Below are 16,859 nucleotides of genomic sequence, written 5' to 3' on the forward strand. Positions count from 1 at the left end.
TGGTCATGCTCCTTCTTGTCAGTCTTCGTTGAAAGGATCTACCAATCTATTCGGATGAGGTGAACTTATTAAATGAAGGAACGAGTTATGAGGATTTCAATGACCAAATTAAGATTAGCCATCCTGTTCAGTCTCATGTTCATCACAGCATGCTTCATATCAAGTTCAGCATTCGCGTTACCCGTCATTCCAGGCGCAGCAGGCTATGGGATGGATACGCCAGCAGGTCGCGGAGGGACCGTCTACAAAGTAACAAGTCTAGCGGATACGAATACGCCAGGCACGTTGCGATACGCCATTAACCGCACGGGCCCCCGTGTCATTGTGTTCGAAGTATCCGGCACAATTAATGTCAACGCAACGTTGAACATTAATAATCCATACATCACCATCGCTGGTCAAACAGCTCCATCTCCAGGCATATTCCTAAGGGGAGCTGTGGTCCAAATCTTAACGCATGACGTACTGCTTCAGCATCTAAGAGTCGCTCCGGGAGATGATCCAATTGGCGTAGCAACGACGAGTCGCGATGCTTTAGCCATTAATGGCCTCAATGGAAAGGCAGAAAACATCGTCATTGACCATTGCACGTTTACCTGGTCGGTAGATGAATTATGGGAAGCGTGGAATCCATACGGCAATATTACGTTCCGACATGTGATTGCCTCACAACCACTCCATGATTCGATTCATATCGATGAAGGGGATACCGAGCCTGCACCGCATGGATTTGGCCCTATTTATGATAATCAACCGAGTTCGCATTCCACGGTCGTGGGCAGCTTAATCAGCCATGCAGAAGGTCGTATGCCTTATGTCATGGCGAGCGATTACGTGCAAGTCAACAATGTGTTTTATGACCGAGTCAATTCCTTTAACCGTTTTGACGCACAGAAAGATGTGGTGACCAGAAATAGTATCGTAGGTAATGTATTCAAAAACGGTCCTTCCCTTGCTGCTTGGGCTGTGGGGAAGAAGCCAATTGAAATCAATGCTGGATTCGCCTCAGGGGGGAAAGTCTATCTGTCCGATAATGTCGTGCAGAATCATTCCTTCTCGCTAAGTACACAGTGGGATCTGATTCAGAATAGTACATCCTTCACTCAAGCTCAGCTGCAAGCAGCTACGCCGCCAGCATGGAATACAGGACTTGTCGCTAAACCAGTCGGTGAAGTTGTAGATTGGGTTTTGGATAACGTAGGAGCAAGACCAGTTGATCGCCTTCCTTATGAGAACACCATTATTAACAATGTGAGAAATGGTACAGGTGCTATCATCGATTCCATCGTTGAAGCGGGGGGGTGGCCGGTTGTTCAGAACAACACCCGGACACTGGTACTTCCAACATCACCGAACGCGGATGATGACGCTGATGGCTATACGAATTTGGAAGAGTGGTTAGAAACCTATTCAGCTGAGGTAGAGGGAAGAGCCGTATCTTCTACGTTAATTTCCAATCTCACTGTCAATGATTCAACGAACGCAGCTAATTGGTCTACTCGCACTAATCTGCAAACGGGGGACCTCACTTATGGCGATCGAACAACCGTATTCTCAGCTGTTTCTTCAAGTGTAGCTGGAAGCGATTGGATTAAACCGGCAATGGACTCTAAGGCATATACCGGGACTACGCTTGTTTCTTTTAATGTCAACCAGAACTCGGATGTGTATGTTGCTCATAATGATGCGATTACGACGAAACCCACTTGGCTATCGACTTGGACAGATACGGGGCAAGATATAGCTGGGAATGGGCTAACCTACAGCCTTTATAAGAAAACATATTCTTCTGGGGCTGCCGTATCGTTAGGGAATAATGGAAATACATCGTTGGGTCAATATGTGGTCGTGGTAAAACCACTTACATCACTAGTCTCAAATTTTACTGTTAATGACTCAGCCAATTCAGCAGATTGGTCTGTTCGTTCGAATCTGCAAACCGGGGATCTGACGTACGGGGACAGAACGGTCGTATTCTCTGCTGTGGCACCAAGTGTGTCTGGAAAGACATGGATTCGACCTGCCATGGATTCGAAAGCCTATACGGGAACAACACTTGTAAGTTTTACGGTTAACAGTAACGCCAATGTGTATGTGGCGCATAATGACGCAATAACAACGAAACCTTCTTGGCTGTCAACATGGACGGATACGGGAGCTGATTTAACAAGTAACGGATTGACGTACAGTTTATTCAGGAAAGCGTATACTTCAGGTTCTACGGTGTCTCTAGGCAATAACGGGGATACGTCATTAGGTCAGTACGTAATCGCTATTGAGTAAAGTAATGTAAACTAGCGCCAGTGAGGCACGGTCGGGAGGAAGCCAGAGTCATGAAACGGTACTCCTCCCGGCTATGTGATTTGAAGAAGTCAGTCATAGGGGGAACCAAGATGTTGAAGTTAGGTGTTATCGGCTATGGTTCGAGGATTCGCAATGTGATCAAGGTCATGCAAGAGCATCATCCGGAATGTCAAGTAACTACAATTGTTGACGTTCGAAATGAGTTTATTAAAGAAGAAAATAACCATCTTACGGATGTTCATTATTATGAAACGGTTGAAGAGATGCTAAGGAATGAGCGTCCTGATGGTCTTTTAATCGGAACTCGATGCTCCCTGCATACGCAAATGGCGCTGAAAGTTTTACCATCCGGTATACCCTTATATTTAGAGAAACCGGTCTCTACAACACTGGATGATGTTCATTTATTAAAAAAAGGAAGTGACAACTCCACTTCGGAAGTCGTTGTTTCTTTTCCGCTACGCGTATCCAGACTAGCTAGATTAGCTAAAGAGATCATTGATTCTGGGAAAATCGGCACAGTCGAGCACGTGCAAGCGATAAATAATACCCCGTACGGTTCCGTCTACTATCACAATTGGTACCGAGACGAGAATGAAACAGGGGGATTGTTTCTGCAGAAGGCTACGCATGATTTGGACTATATCAATTATGTCACAGGGCAGTTACCTGTCAGCGTGTGCGCAATGACTTCGAAGCAGATTTTTAAAGGAAGTAAGCCTGCAGGATTGAAGTGTGTCGATTGCGAGGAGAATAGGACTTGTGAAGAGAGTACGGCATTCTTCAAAAGTCCAAAGCGTGAGAAATGGGCGTTTTGTGCTTTCGCTGAAGATACAGGGAATGAGGACTCAGGCAGTGCCATTGTTCGTTACGAAAGTGGTATGCATGTTACCTATTCTCAAAACTTTTTTGTCCGTAATAAGGCTGGTTACCGAGGAGCTCGATTTATGGGTTACAAAGGCACCGTGGAGTTCGACTTTTATAAAAGTCAATTAAAGGTATACATGCACCACACGCCACGTGTGGAGACGCATGATTTAGATTTGGGCAACGATCATTTCGGTGGGGATACTGCACTTGTTAAAAATTTTGTGAATGTGATGAAGGGACAAGAAAAATCAGTTAGTACGCTGGAGGATGGGCTTCTAAGCGCGTTGATGTGCCTCAAAGCGAAGGAATCTGCACAAACAGGTACATTCCAAAATATTAATTGGGATTTATAGCTGAATTTACGATAGGAGTGATTGGATTGGACATGGTAACGAGATTGGCTGCGCCTAACATCGTGAAAACAAGTACAAGACTACTTATCAGTATTTTTTTTGGCTTCCTCCTATTCTTCATTTCAAGTTCCGTGTATGCTCAGCCAGTTATTCCAGGTGCTTCAGGTTATGGGATGGATACGCCAGCAGGGCGCGGTGGTAAGGTTTATAAGGTAACGAGCCTCGAGGATAAAAATGTACCAGGAACGTTGCGATACGCCATTAGCCAATCCGGACCAAGGGTCGTGGTGTTTGAAGTCTCGGGTACGATTATCGTGAATAACTTTTTGGATATTATTGATCCCTATCTTACTATTGCGGGTCAAACGGCACCTTCGCCAGGTATTTTCTTAAAAGGAGCTAATATTCGTATTTACACCCATGATGTACTCATTCAGCATATCCGAGCGGCACCAGGTGACGAGCCCTATGCGGTAACACCAACGAATCGAGATGCGCTGTCCATTGGCATTCCAACTGGAAGGCCAGACAATATTGTGGTTGATCATAGCACGTTCACATGGTCAGTTGACGAAATATTCGGAACTTGGGGTCCCTATGGGAATGTAACGTTCCGCAATGTCATCGGTGCCGAGCCATTAAATAACTCCATTCATATCGATGAAGGGGCAACAGTCGCTGCGCCACATGGATTTGGCCCTATATTTGATAATCAACCGGATTCCAAAGTCGCGTTGATCGGCAGTTTGCTAAGCCACGCTGAAGGCCGCATCCCCTATGTTATGGCGAGCGAATACGTTGAAGTAAACAATGTGTTTTATGACAGAATCAATTCATTTAACCGTTTTGATGCACAGAAAAATATTGAGACTAGAAACAGTCTTGTCGGCAATGTTTTCAAGAACGGACCTTCATTGGCATCTTGGGCTGTAGGGAAGAAACCGATTGAAATCAATGCTGGATTCGCCTCTGGCGGTAAAATCTATCTATCCGATAATCGCGTACAGAATCATTCTTTTACAGTGGGTACACAGTGGGATCTGATTCAAAATAGCTCAACGCTCACCCAAGCTCAGTTGCAAGCCACAGAAGCACCAACATGGGTAGATGGTCTCGTTGCCAAACCTGTTGGTGAAGTGATGGATTGGGTGCTCAACCAAGCTGGCGCTAGACCAGCCGATCGTTTGCCTTATGAAACAAGAATCATTAACCAAGCACGAAATGGAACAGGAATGATCGTCAACTCAATGGCGGAAGCCGGCGGCTGGCCAGTCGTTGCAGCAAATCAGAGAAAGCTGGTCCTTCCCAAAAACCCAAGCGCTGACGCTGACGGGGACGGTTACACGAATCTAGAAGAGTGGTTGGAATCTTATGCCGCTTTCGTCGAGGGAAGAGGTTCTCAACCACCGCTAATTGATCCTGCGGAAGGCGAACCTGAAGACGAACAAGGACAGGAAGAGTATCCTCAGATTATTTCCGAACTTGTCGTCAATCCGACTGCAACGGGAGCAAGTACGTGGTCCATCATGACCAACTTGCAGACCGGAAACCTGACCTATAGTGACAGGGCATTTAAATTTAATTATGTGCCGCAGACTGTAGCGGGCAGTAACTGGATTATGACAGCAGCCAACTCGAAAGCGTACTTAGGCAATGATCCGTTAGCCACGTACAAAGTTCTTGTCGATGCAGATGTGTATGTCGCTTATGACCGTAGATTGACAGCTAAGCCGCAGTGGTTCCTAGATGCTGGCTATGTAGCTACGGGAGAAGCTTTCATCATTAATGAGACACTGCCATTTGATTTATACAAGAAGACTTATTTGGCTGGCTCCACAGTAACACTAGGTAAAAACGGTAACTCAACGAATCTGCAATACATTCCTGTCGTGAAAAGTAGACCAGTTGTAGGCAATGCACAAGCTGCTATTACGAATCCTCTGGCGGGCTCAACACTTGCTGAAAAGCCAACCGTAATAGCTGGAACAGCTAGCGATTCCGACACGAAAAATCAAGCAATTACAGGCATTTACATCTCTATTCTTCAAAATGCTTCAAACAAATACTTAAATCCATCTTCGATGGCATTTGACCAAAGCCAATCGGTCAGCTTTAACGTATACGCTTCGTATCATCCGGATTTGGGTACTTGGATGTTAGATGTAGCGAATGTACCATTTTCAAATGGTCAGTATACGGTAACTGCTTCTGTATACGATGGGGCTGCAGGCGTTGCTGCTGAAAGCTACTTTAATGTGGCCGTTGTTGATCCAACAGGACTCGTCGCAACGATCTCAAACGCGCAAACCGTGCACGATGCTGCCGTTGTTGGAACGAAGCCAGGCCAATATCCGCAAGGTGCGAAGGAGATTCTTTATGCAGCCATACAGGCTGCGCAAGTCACGGCTTCGAATGGAAGTGCAACGCAAGCGCAGGTAGATACTGCCAAAGTTGCGCTGCAAACTGCGGTTGATGCTTTCAAGGCTAAAATCATCCCTCGCCAGCGGGAAGACGTGAACGCGGACGGTAAGATTAATATAGCCGACTTACTCATCGTCATTTCCCATTTGCATAAAAACAGCAATAGCCCGAATTGGGAGTCGATGAAAGCGTCTGATGTGAATGGAGATCTAACCATTGATGCGAAAGATATAAGTCTCGTAGCGATTAAAATGTTTCGAGATTGACATCAGGGGGGGATAGGTGCTACTACCTATCCTCCCAACTAATGGAGGCTCAACAGCATGTCCATACAGTATCTGGAACAACAGAAATTGTGGATCCTTTCAACGAAAGAATCTGATTATGTCATTCAAGTAACTCCCAAAGGACAATTGCTGCACCGCTACTGGGGTGAGAAACAGCAATTATTCGATTATGAGCATGAAAATGGTGGTCAGCATTGGATCGGAACTTCCCATACGGATTCATCCAAAGATGAAATTATGCCTTGGGGTGGGTTGCGATTCACAGAGCCTGGCTTAAAAATAACTTTCGCTGATCACAGTCGTGATCTTTGCCTTATTTATGATAGTTATCAAATAACCAATCATAAGCTGCTTACGATTCGATTAGTAGATTCGCAGCAGCTTCATGTTTTGCTTCATTACAATCTCATTGCTGAACAGGATCTCATCGAACGACATGTTGAAATTATAAATGCAAGCCATGAATCCGTTACGCTGGAACAAGTGATGGGAGCGGTATGGCATTTACCAGTCCATCTGCAATATCAGTTTACCTATTTGACAGGGCATTGGGGCGGAGAATTCCAGGTTCGTCGTGAGTTTTTACAAGAAGGCAAGAAAGTATTGGAAAGTCGATGCGGATTATCTGGGCATTTGTACAATCCGTGGTTCGCGGTGGACTTCGGTGATGCTGCAGAGGAACACGGTGACGTATACTTCGGGGCGATTGCCTATAGCGGAAATTGGAAACTCGTAGCAGAACGCTATATGAGACAATCCCTTCAAATCACAGCAGGGTTGAATGATTTTGATTTCGCATGGACGCTTGGGTCAGGTGAGTCATTCAGTTCGCCTGTCTGCGTAGCTGGATATACGAAACATGGTTACGGGCAAGCGAGCCGCAATATGCACCGTTACCAAGAGAAGTACCTTCTTCGCCAAGCGGATCAAATTCGGCCAGTCATGTATAACTCATGGTATTCAACTCATTTTGACATTTCCGTGGATAGTCAGAAGTTATTAGCGGATAAGGCAGCGGCGATGGGGACAGAAATGTTCGTTATGGATGACGGTTGGTTTGGGCCGAGTCGCACGAGTCGTTCTAAACTTGGCGATTGGGTAGCAGATCCCAGTAAATTCCCAGACGGATTAACGCCATTAATTGATCACGTAAAGTCTTTAGGCATGAAATTCGGGCTGTGGGTGGAACCGGAAAATGTAGGTCCTGACAGTGACGTATATCGTGATCATCCCGATTGGATCTTCCATTTCCCCAATCGGGAACGCACGCATTTGAACAAGGAATATACGCTAAATTTAGCTAGAGATGATGTAAGAGAACACCTGATTAGCCGTCTAGACAATTTATTGGCTACTTATGATATTTCCTATGTGAAATGGGATATGAATCGCTATATCAGTGAGCCTGGATGGCATGACGCACCTAGGGAGCATCACAAAGAAGTGTGGGTCAGATATGTGCAAGGGCTGTACGGCATTATAGAAACCTTACGAGCCAGGCATCCTCAGGTTATGTTTGAAGCCTGTGCGAGTGGCGGTGGCCGGGTTGATTTAGGCATGATGAAATATGTTGAGCAATTCTGGACGAGTGACGATACGGACGGCTTCGACAGATTATCCATACAAGAGGGATACTCCTACGGCTACACGCCGAAAGCGATGATGTGTTGGGTAGCTCCGGCAGCGCGAATTCGTCCCAGATCGACATCGATTCGCTATCGGTTCCACGTCGCTATGATGGGATCTCTTGGTATCAGCTTGGATTTGTCGAAGCTTACTGAGGCCGAATTTGCAGAATGCCGAAGTTACATTGCGCAATACAAAAACATTCGGGGAACTGTTCAAGAGGGAGATTTATACAGACTTATGCCCACAAACTCACAGGAGGGTACGGCTGCCGTTCAATATGTAAACCAAGACAGGAACCAAGTTGTCTTATTTGCCTTTAGACATTCGATGCGATTTGTTCATTCCGTGTATCCAATCCGATTGAAAGGCTTGAACCCGCAAGCAGTTTACAGTTGCGAGTCATTGAAGCTGGAACGCAGCGGTGCTTCGTTAATGGCCACCGGCGTTCAGCTTGAGCTAAAGGGAGATTTTGACAGCGAGCTTGTCGTATTTCAGAAAATGCAGTAAGGGGTGAAGGGAATGAGAGTAACAAACAAAGTGAAGTTCAGACCTTATGCAGCTGGCCATACGGCATATCCGATAACGATCGTTACGCCTGAAGATGGTTATTACATTCATACGTTCTTCGACGTAAGCCCTTGGAGCCCATCAGGCAACTTATTAGCTTGTTTGAAACTGCCTTTTCAAGACCGCTTGCCTGGACCTGATGATGCGGCGACGGTTTGTATTATTCATTTGGGGGAACAAACGATAACGGAAATTGCCGACACGAAGGGCTGGGGAATGCAGGTTGGCGCGCATCTCTGTTGGGGCAGTGACAATCTTCTTTATTTTAACGATAAAGAGGGCTGTGATGTATTTGCCGTAGAGTATTCGCTAAACAGAGGAACTACAAGAAGGATGGCGGGTCCGGTTTATCAGATTGCACCAGATGGCTCCTATTTATTGAGTCCATCTCTCTCGCTAATTAATGCCTCACAAAATGGTTATGGTGCGACGATGCCAGTTGACTGTGATTGTACACCGCCAATCGGAGCACCTCATGATGAGGGCCTATGGCTGGTAGATGTGGAGAGCAATACGAAGCGATTGCTTTTCAGCTTACAGCAAGCTTATGAGCTATTACCGAATAAGAAGCCATTCGAAGGTGCAAGATTTACCTTTTTCCATACGAAAATTAACCGTCAACAAGATCGAATTATGCAAGTAGTACGATGTTTATTCGATCATGGACAGCCGCAAAAGAAGTTCATCATCACGATGGCTCCTGATGGGAGCGATGCTAAGATCGCGCTCCCATATGAAATGTGGTTGGAAGGTTCTCATCACCCTGATTGGCATCCCAACGGAAAAGATATTCTCATGAATATCAATTTGAAAGAGCTGCGGTTCTGTCAGTTTGACAGCGCAGGAGAGAAATTTCAAATCATAGCCCCACAGGTACGAGGCGGCGGACATCCCAGCTTTTCTCATCATGGTAGCTATATTGTGACGGATGCTTATACCGGGGAACCTTTTACCAATGAAGCTCATCAGGTTCCTATCCGATTAATTCGAACGAGTACGGGCGAAGAAGAAGCCATTTGTTGGATTTGGACGCTTGGAGGTACGTCTATACCTGCAGAATTACGTTGTGATCCGCACCCAGTGTGGCGTAATGATTTCAAATATGTCTGTTTTAATGGTACGCCAGAAGGGAAGAGGCAAATTTTAATCGCTGATTTGAGTAGCTTAGCTGAAGAGATTAGGGGGCCATGGAAGTCATGAAGCCACATATCGTACTCATTACAACAGATCAAATGCGTGCTGATTTGATGGGGTGTGCCGGCAATCCGATTATCCAAACGCCGCATCTTGATATTTTATCCAGACGCGGTATACGGTTCGAGCAAGCCTATTCGGCAACGCCAATCTGTATTCCAGCTAGGGCTAGTCTCATGACGGGGCTGGAAGGACACAGCATGGGAATAACCACGTATGTAGAAGGTTTCAAGTTGCCTACGGAGACAACTTTGCCGAAAGCACTGGGAGACGCGGGGTATGAAACACGACTCGTTGGCAAGATGCATGTCTATCCAGAGCGCTGCCATTATGGGTTCGACAGTATGCTCTTGTGTGAAGAAGGGCGATTGTTTGGTGCCAAAACAGCGGAGAAACGGGGCTACGACGATTATGAGCTTTGGTTGGCGGAGCAAGGTTACCCAGGTCAAGCCTTTGCACACGGGATAGCCAATAATGAATATGCCATGTCCCCGTGGCATTTGCCTGATCATTTGCATCCGACGGAGTGGATTGCAGATCAAAGCTGCAAGACGATCAAGCGGAGGGACTGGACGCGGCCTTTATTTTTGTGGGCATCCTTTACAGCACCGCACCCGCCACTAACGCCGCTAATGCGCGATTTATATCTGTATGAGAGAGATGAGATGCCCAAGCCCGTTAGTGGAGATTGGGTGGAGCGGCACTCTTTATACGAACAACGAACGATTGAGCGGTATTGCGGGGAGCTATTGACGGATAAACAAGCCGATTTAGCTTATCGTGGGTTTTATGCGTCCATTACACAGGTTGATCGTGCGATCAATCGAATCATCGGAACTTTGCGCGAAGCAGGCATCCTTGACAATACCTGGATCATTTTCACTTCCGATCACGGGGATAATATGGGAGATCATAAGCTTTGGTTTAAGGCTAATTTTACGCGAGGCGCATGTCAAATTCCCTTAATCATTGTACCGCCATCTAAAAGCACAATCCGAGACGAGTCTTGGGTATCTGGACGTACTAATCGTTCACCAGTTGGACTTCAAGATATTATGCCGACATGTCTAGCCATTGCAGGAATCGCGGAGGTAGATGGCTTGGATGGGAGAAGCTTATTGCCGCTTGTCGCAGAGCCGGAGGAAGCTTCTGTTCGGCATTGTCTATTGGGGGAATTTGGCCACATCGGTCAACGGACACTGATGGTAACGAATGGGCATTGGAAATACATATGGTATGAAGAAGATGGACATGAGCTGCTCTTCGATCTTTATACGGATCCACTGGAAATGCATGATCTAACGAACTTGAACGAGGAGCAATTGCAGCAATGGAGAGATGAGCTGGCGCGTATGTTGAGCGCTAGAGAGTCTGATCCCGCAGTACAGAATGGGCAATTGATATCGCGAGGAACGAAGCGGTTGTTGAACGTAAAAGAAAAAGCAGATCTTGTGCAAGATTTTAACCCAAGAGGAATTCATTAATGACGTTAATTATTTGTCTATCGGACAGGAGAGATCACTTTGATTCCATTCATTGCAAAAGCGGAACAGTTGGAGCAGAAAATAAAGGAATGGGAGACCTTAGCAGGATCTAATATGGTGTTGGATCATTTGATTGCTTACAGCGGGCACAAGGTGTATGCCATCACGATTTCGGATTTTTCAGTACCTCGCACGAAGAAAAAGGCGTTGTACATCTCCCAGCCCCATGCACATGAACCGGGTACCACGGCCGGAATGGTAGATGTCATCGAACAGCTTCTTACCGGGAAAGATTTACTCGGTAACCCTTGTCAATTCGACCGTGAGCAAGTTTTGGCGAATACCATTATTACCTTTAACCCGGATGGCAACCCATTCGGTCGCGCGAACTCACCTGAGCTTTATTACGATGGAACGAAGTACACGCCTAAGCAATTCCAATGCCTGATTTTCGGAGAAGACCCTGACAATCCTGGCGAGCGATGGAAGCGCGTGGACCTGTGGGATCGTCGAGATGAAAATGCGCCCAATCCGATTGGTATTGTCTATGAACCTATCGATGAATTCCGTTATGTGGAGCCCAATCGCAGTCAGCTCTCCTCCTATTTCAAACTATTTTATCAAATGGATGACCAATATCAGTATGAGTATTGGCTTGATTTGCATCAAATGATGTTTCTTGGTCAGGGGGAACAAGACTCAGGATCGACGTGTCAAATTTTCATGCCGCTCCCTGATCTGGTCGTAAGTCCGCATGGTGATGAGAATCTAGCTTGGGCAGCTGAAATAACACAAGACTGGCTGGACAACGGGTTTGCAGCGAAAGCCCCTATCAGCACACCATACACAGATATCCAAGCGGAGTATTTCCGTAGAAACTTCCGCGAGATTCACAAACGTATGAGTCGGATCAGTACCGAAGTTATTACGAATCGCGCTCAATATCCGGTAGAGATTCAAGTAAAAGCGCAATCCTCGGCGATTGAAACGACATTGAAGCGACTTCTTGCAAAGAATGTGGAGGCCTAAGCTTATGATTACTTTTGAGTACGATGAACCCCATCATCAAGGAATGAATACGCAGTTGATCGATAGTTACGCCAATCAATTAATGAAAATGAACACCAAAGCATTACTTATCATGCGCAATAATAAACTCATTAAGGAATGTTATTCCGATGATTATGGCCCGGAAATTCCGCATTACACAGCCTCGCTTGCCAAGACGATCGTCGGGGGGCTAGCGTTAGCCGTTGCTGTAACGGAGGGGTACATCGCCTATCAGGATCTTGCTTGTACTTACATTCCAAGTTGGCAAAGGGATCCATTGAAATCGAAGATCACGATTCGGCATTTAGCTACGCATACCTCAGGGTTAGAGGACACATCGGCACTTGATACGGAGTTATCGGGGTGGAAACGCATGTTTTGGCAGAAAGATCCTAGTCCTTCTGCTTTGGATCCGATTACTTGTTCGCTTGAAAAGGCGCAAATGATGCACCCCCCGGGAACGAAGTTTCTGTACAGTAACCCAGGATTCGGTGCCCTTTCTTATGCCATTACAGTTAGCTTGCAGCAGTCACCTTATCCAAATATCCAAGCATTATTGCAGGAAAAAATCTTTAATCCCCTCGGCATTCCAGATTCGGAATGGCATATCGGTTACAATAAGCCCTTTCAATACAATGGCTTGGACGTCTATGGAACATGGGGCGGCGGTGAATTTTCGCCTCGTGCCATTTTGCAAATTGCCCGCCTCTATCTGCAGAAAGGTCAATGGGGAGACCAAACCTTACTTAACGCTCATGTGTTAAAACCAATGATGGCAGCCAATTTCCATTCCATTACGCAAGAAGGTTTCCCACAAGGTGATTTATTAACTTCATCTATTTGCGGCTTCTCTAATCATTGCGCGATCTTTCCTAACATTCCGGATTGTATGTTTCTTGGAGCAGGTGCTGGACATCAAGTAATGATGGTTATTCCAAGTCTTGAGTTGATTGTTGTTCGGCTAGGAAATCGGATGATAGAGGACAAGAATGCATCGATTTGGGGCGAAATTAAGACGTATATCTGCGATCCAATTCAAGCTATGCTGGTGCATCAAAGTCCTTTTCCAGCTAGTGAAAAGGTGCGTCATGTTACCTTCGAACCGGCAGATCGAATTAGAATCAGTGGTGAAGACAGCGATAATTGGCCGTGTACATGGGCGAATGATGGCGGGCTCTATACCTCCTATGGGGATGGATATGGATTCCTTCCACATACGGAGAAAAAGCTAAGTTTAGGCTTTGCCGAGATTTTAGGTACGCCACAATCTTTTGAGGGTGTTAACTTACGGACCGAAACAGGAGAGCGGGAAGGCGACGGTCCTTCAGGTGAAAAAGCTAGCGGGTTACTCATGGTGGACGGCGTGATGTATATGCTCGCCAGGAATGCAGGCAATTCACAAATGGCATGGTCCGCAGACATGGGGCGTACATGGGAGTGGGGATTCAAGTTTGAAACTAGCTTTGGTTGTCCAACTTTCGTCAACTACGGACAAAACTATGCAGGAGCACCAGACGATTACGTATACATTTATTCCCCGCACGGGACTAGTGCCTATGAGGAATATGACCATATTGTTCTAGCACGAGTAAATCGGTATCAACTCAAACATCTAGCGGAATATGAATATTTTAAAGGTATCGATGATTCAGGAACGCCTATATGGACTCCTCTTATCTCAGAGATGAAGCCGGTATTCACGTTTCCTAATCACTGTCACAGGCTTGAAGCAATCTACCACGCAGCGACTCAAAGATATTGGCTAGTATCCGCCTGTAATCACGAAGGTGGATGGGGGATATTCGATTCACCAACGCCTTATGGGCCATGGAGCACGGTTTATTTTACAGAATACTGGGGACTGGGTAAGACTCATGCGTACCGGTTTCCTACAAAATGGATAAGTAAAGACGGGACTCAACTGCATTTAGTCTTCTCAGGCAGACGCTTCAAATCGATTGATTATGATGCGATGTGCGTTCGTTCCATGACGTTGGAATTGATTGATTAACTAGCGTAATTGTCAACTGGGGGTTGTTGTACATGAAACCTATTATTGTGGTTACTTCGACTTTCGATAATGGTCATACATTTCTTCATAAAGATTATTCCAATGCAATTATAGAGGCTGGCGGTATTCCGTTCGTTATGCCCTATATGGCTTCACAAGATATGTTGGATCAGATTTGCGAAATGGCAGATGGACTCATGCTAAGCGGTGGAGAGGATATTGATCCGTTCCTATACGGCGAAGAGCCTGCGCCAGGCTTAGGTGCCATAACACCGGAACGCGATGTGCTCGAGAGCCGATTAACAGAACGTTTTCTGAAATCGGATAAACCGATTCTAGCCATATGTCGTGGCTTGCAGTTGTTGAATGCTGTCGCAGGGGGAACATTAATTCAAGACATTGAACGAGCTCAAGCTGTGTGTTTACAGCACAGACAGCAAGCACCGAGAGCTCACTTGTCCCACCAGATCCACATCGAAACAGGATCGTTATTGGAACGGATTATCGGTTCAACTCACATTCGTGTAAACAGCTTTCACCACCAAGCGGTAAAGCGGACGGCACCTGACTTTCGAGTGAATGCTACGGCTGCTGACGGCATTATCGAGGGGATGGAAAGTATGATACATCGGTTCGTGCTCGGGGTGCAGTGGCATCCGGAAAACTTAGCTGGAACTAACGAAGCAGCAAACGATATCTTTCAAGCATTTGTTCATGCATGCAGCCCTAAATAGAGATCAGGAGGTTGGAAGAGATGTCTGCGAACACATTATACCCGCCGTATCCCAGAAGTAAATTCATTAAAGGTATCACCTTTGATTGGTCTAGTCGCATTCGTCTGGCTCCTGGCAGTGATAATTGGCCCTTAACTTGGGCGGATGATGGTCACCAATATACCGTATTTGGAGATGGCGGCGGCTTCGGAGGTACGAATGAAATTGGGCGTGCAAGTATGGGTATCGCGCGAATCGAAGGGGATCGCAAAGATTACAAAGCATGTAATGTATGGGGTGGAAAAGATGCAGAGCATCCTGCAACCTTCGAAGGTAAATCATGGGGGATCATTTGTATAGATGGTATCTTCTACATGTGGAGGAGTGGAGCGGCGTCTAGTGACTGCTATGAATTTCAGAAGCTATACAAATCGGAAGATCATGGAGCTAGCTGGGAAGATACAGGCGTAGAGTTTAATATCAATTCGTTTAACCGATCTAGAGGGTTTTTCGTTCCGACCTTTTTGCAGTTTGGCCAGAATTATCAGGGAGCTAGAGACAACTATGTCTATATGTATGCACCGGAAGTAAAAAGTCTGGTCTGGGAATTGCAAATTCCCGGCGAAATCTCATTAATCCGAGTCCCCAAGGATAAAATCACTTCTCAGGCGCATTACGAGTTTTTTGCTGGAAATGAGTACGGTGGAACTGCCAGATGGACGCATGACGGCGAACAGCGCAGACCCGTCTTTTACGATGCGAATGGGGTTATGCGGGTAAACGCGGTGTATAATCCTGCTCTGCAGAAATATCTCCTCGTTACGCAGCATACAGCAAGAAACTATGGATGGGGCATTTATGAAGCAGACGAACCGTGGGGATCATGGAAAACGATCTATTATTCGGATTGCTTTGTTCCGGAAGACTGGGAGTGCAAATTAGTTTCTTACTTGAGCTTCTCTCCAAAATGGTGGGACAACGACGGTTGGGAATTCGTCATGGTATTCTCGGGGAGAGAATATAATGATGCTTGGAATTCTATCGAGGGAGGCTTCATCATCTGAGTTATTTTTTACATATTTTATTGTCGAATGTGGTTCCCATTGGCTTAATTATTGCAACTGGCTTTGTGATGGGAAGAAAATACACGATTCATGCAGCTTCTTTATCCAAGCTAGTATTTAACTTGTTTATGCCTATCTTTATGTTTATACTGCTGCTCAAAGTGTCAATAAGCTGGGAACTCGTACTGAAAGTTGCCTTGTTCAGTCTATTGTTTGCTGTTGTATCAGCTGTTTTGGCGGAAGTTGTGATTCGAATACGTCGCTACGATGCGCCCATGCGGGGAGCCATGCGGAATACGATCCTATTTTATAATAGTGGTAATTATATGATACCGCTTAATCAACTGGTGTTCGCAGGAAATCCGGTTACCTTAGCTGTTCAAGTTATTGTATCGGTGATTCAAAATCTGCTGCCGGGCACTTATGGCATCTATAACGCGAATGCGCATAAAGGTGAGTTTAACTTTGCGATCAAAACCATTATTTTATACCCCGGTATCTATGCGGTGCTTGCAGCGGTTGTCATTCGATTAACGCAGTTCACCATTCCAGAGCCCCTGTATCTACCGCTGGAATATATGTCAGGCGCAACTATTGCGTTGGCACTCATTACATTAGGTGTTCAGCTCTCCTCGTTGAACCTGAACATTCGGTATCATGATGTCCTTATCTCAGCTACACTTCGGCTGCTGGCAGGTCCGATGATCGGATATGGACTTGTCAAATTAATGGGCTTCTACGGAGATATTGCGAGCGCTTTAGTGCTATCTTGTGCGGCGCCAACTTCCTTAATTTGTGCCTTAATCGCACTGGAATACGATAATGAGGCTTATTTCTCCGCACATGCCGTGTTATTCTCTACAGTTGCCAGCATGTTGACAGTTACTTTCACCATCTTTGCATTAGCGTAAA

At 45.8% G+C, this 16,859-nt stretch carries 11 protein-coding genes; all 11 read left to right on the forward strand.

Going from position 1 to position 16,859, the window contains the following annotated elements; all coding sequences use genetic code 11:
- The first annotated feature begins 99 nt into the window (after window positions 1–99).
- From AC58QT_RS26115 to AC58QT_RS26165, 11 genes are read left to right on the forward strand one after another with little or no spacing between them, the layout of a single operon-like run.
- A complete protein-coding gene (locus AC58QT_RS26115) occupies window positions 100–2,283 on the forward strand; it encodes a hypothetical protein (RefSeq protein WP_497411643.1) in 2,184 nt (727 codons plus the stop codon).
- Between the two features lie 50 nt (window positions 2,284–2,333).
- Window positions 2,334–3,527 carry a Gfo/Idh/MocA family protein gene (locus tag AC58QT_RS26120; protein WP_497411569.1) on the forward strand — a complete coding sequence of 398 codons (1,194 nt, stop codon included), beginning with the start codon at window positions 2,334–2,336 and terminating at the stop codon, window positions 3,525–3,527.
- 32 nt (window positions 3,528–3,559) lie between these two features.
- Window positions 3,560–6,214 (forward strand): dockerin type I domain-containing protein, encoded by a 2,655-nt coding sequence (locus AC58QT_RS26125; protein ID WP_497411637.1) that lies wholly within the window; start codon window positions 3,560–3,562, stop codon window positions 6,212–6,214.
- A gap of 57 nt (window positions 6,215–6,271) precedes the next feature.
- A complete protein-coding gene (locus tag AC58QT_RS26130; RefSeq protein WP_497411570.1) occupies window positions 6,272–8,371 on the forward strand; it encodes an alpha-galactosidase in 2,100 nt (699 codons plus the stop codon).
- A gap of 12 nt (window positions 8,372–8,383) precedes the next feature.
- Entirely contained in the window at window positions 8,384–9,631 is a 1,248-nt protein-coding gene (locus AC58QT_RS26135; RefSeq protein ID WP_497411571.1) for a hypothetical protein, read from the forward strand.
- Window positions 9,628–11,109, forward strand: a complete 1,482-nt coding sequence (locus AC58QT_RS26140) for a sulfatase-like hydrolase/transferase (protein ID WP_497411572.1) — start codon at window positions 9,628–9,630, stop codon at window positions 11,107–11,109. The genes AC58QT_RS26135 and AC58QT_RS26140 overlap by 4 nt, the downstream gene beginning before the upstream one ends.
- Before the next feature lie 39 nt (window positions 11,110–11,148).
- Window positions 11,149–12,138, forward strand: a complete 990-nt coding sequence (locus tag AC58QT_RS26145; protein ID WP_497411573.1) for a hypothetical protein — start codon at window positions 11,149–11,151, stop codon at window positions 12,136–12,138.
- A 4-nt stretch (window positions 12,139–12,142) separates the two neighbouring features.
- The gene (locus AC58QT_RS26150) at window positions 12,143–14,170 is read left to right on the forward strand and encodes a serine hydrolase (RefSeq protein WP_497411574.1); all 2,028 of its coding nucleotides are present in this window, start codon (window positions 12,143–12,145) and stop codon (window positions 14,168–14,170) included.
- A gap of 32 nt (window positions 14,171–14,202) precedes the next feature.
- The gene (locus AC58QT_RS26155; RefSeq protein ID WP_497411575.1) at window positions 14,203–14,904 is read left to right on the forward strand and encodes a gamma-glutamyl-gamma-aminobutyrate hydrolase family protein; all 702 of its coding nucleotides are present in this window, start codon (window positions 14,203–14,205) and stop codon (window positions 14,902–14,904) included.
- Window positions 14,905–14,924: 20 nt separating this feature from the next.
- Window positions 14,925–15,947 carry a DUF4185 domain-containing protein gene (locus AC58QT_RS26160; RefSeq protein WP_497411576.1) on the forward strand — a complete coding sequence of 341 codons (1,023 nt, stop codon included), beginning with the start codon at window positions 14,925–14,927 and terminating at the stop codon, window positions 15,945–15,947.
- Window positions 15,914–16,858: an AEC family transporter gene (locus AC58QT_RS26165; protein ID WP_497411577.1), complete on the forward strand. Its 945-nt coding sequence runs from the start codon at window positions 15,914–15,916 to the stop codon at window positions 16,856–16,858. The genes AC58QT_RS26160 and AC58QT_RS26165 overlap by 34 nt, the downstream gene beginning before the upstream one ends.
- Window position 16,859 lies beyond the last annotated feature (1 nt).

It is taken from the genome of Paenibacillus sp. J31R109 (assembly GCF_059692055.1).

Coding starts and splice junctions, on each gene's coding strand:
- AC58QT_RS26115 (WP_497411643.1), top strand. CDS start 100: ATGACCAAATTAAGATTAGCCATCCTGTTCAGTCTCATGTTCATCACA.
- AC58QT_RS26120 (WP_497411569.1), top strand. CDS start 2,334: ATGAAACGGTACTCCTCCCGGCTATGTGATTTGAAGAAGTCAGTCATA.
- AC58QT_RS26125 (WP_497411637.1), top strand. CDS start 3,560: ATGGTAACGAGATTGGCTGCGCCTAACATCGTGAAAACAAGTACAAGA.
- AC58QT_RS26130 (WP_497411570.1), top strand. CDS start 6,272: ATGTCCATACAGTATCTGGAACAACAGAAATTGTGGATCCTTTCAACG.
- AC58QT_RS26135 (WP_497411571.1), top strand. CDS start 8,384: ATGAGAGTAACAAACAAAGTGAAGTTCAGACCTTATGCAGCTGGCCAT.
- AC58QT_RS26140 (WP_497411572.1), top strand. CDS start 9,628: ATGAAGCCACATATCGTACTCATTACAACAGATCAAATGCGTGCTGAT.
- AC58QT_RS26150 (WP_497411574.1), top strand. CDS start 12,143: ATGATTACTTTTGAGTACGATGAACCCCATCATCAAGGAATGAATACG.
- AC58QT_RS26155 (WP_497411575.1), top strand. CDS start 14,203: ATGAAACCTATTATTGTGGTTACTTCGACTTTCGATAATGGTCATACA.
- AC58QT_RS26160 (WP_497411576.1), top strand. CDS start 14,925: ATGTCTGCGAACACATTATACCCGCCGTATCCCAGAAGTAAATTCATT.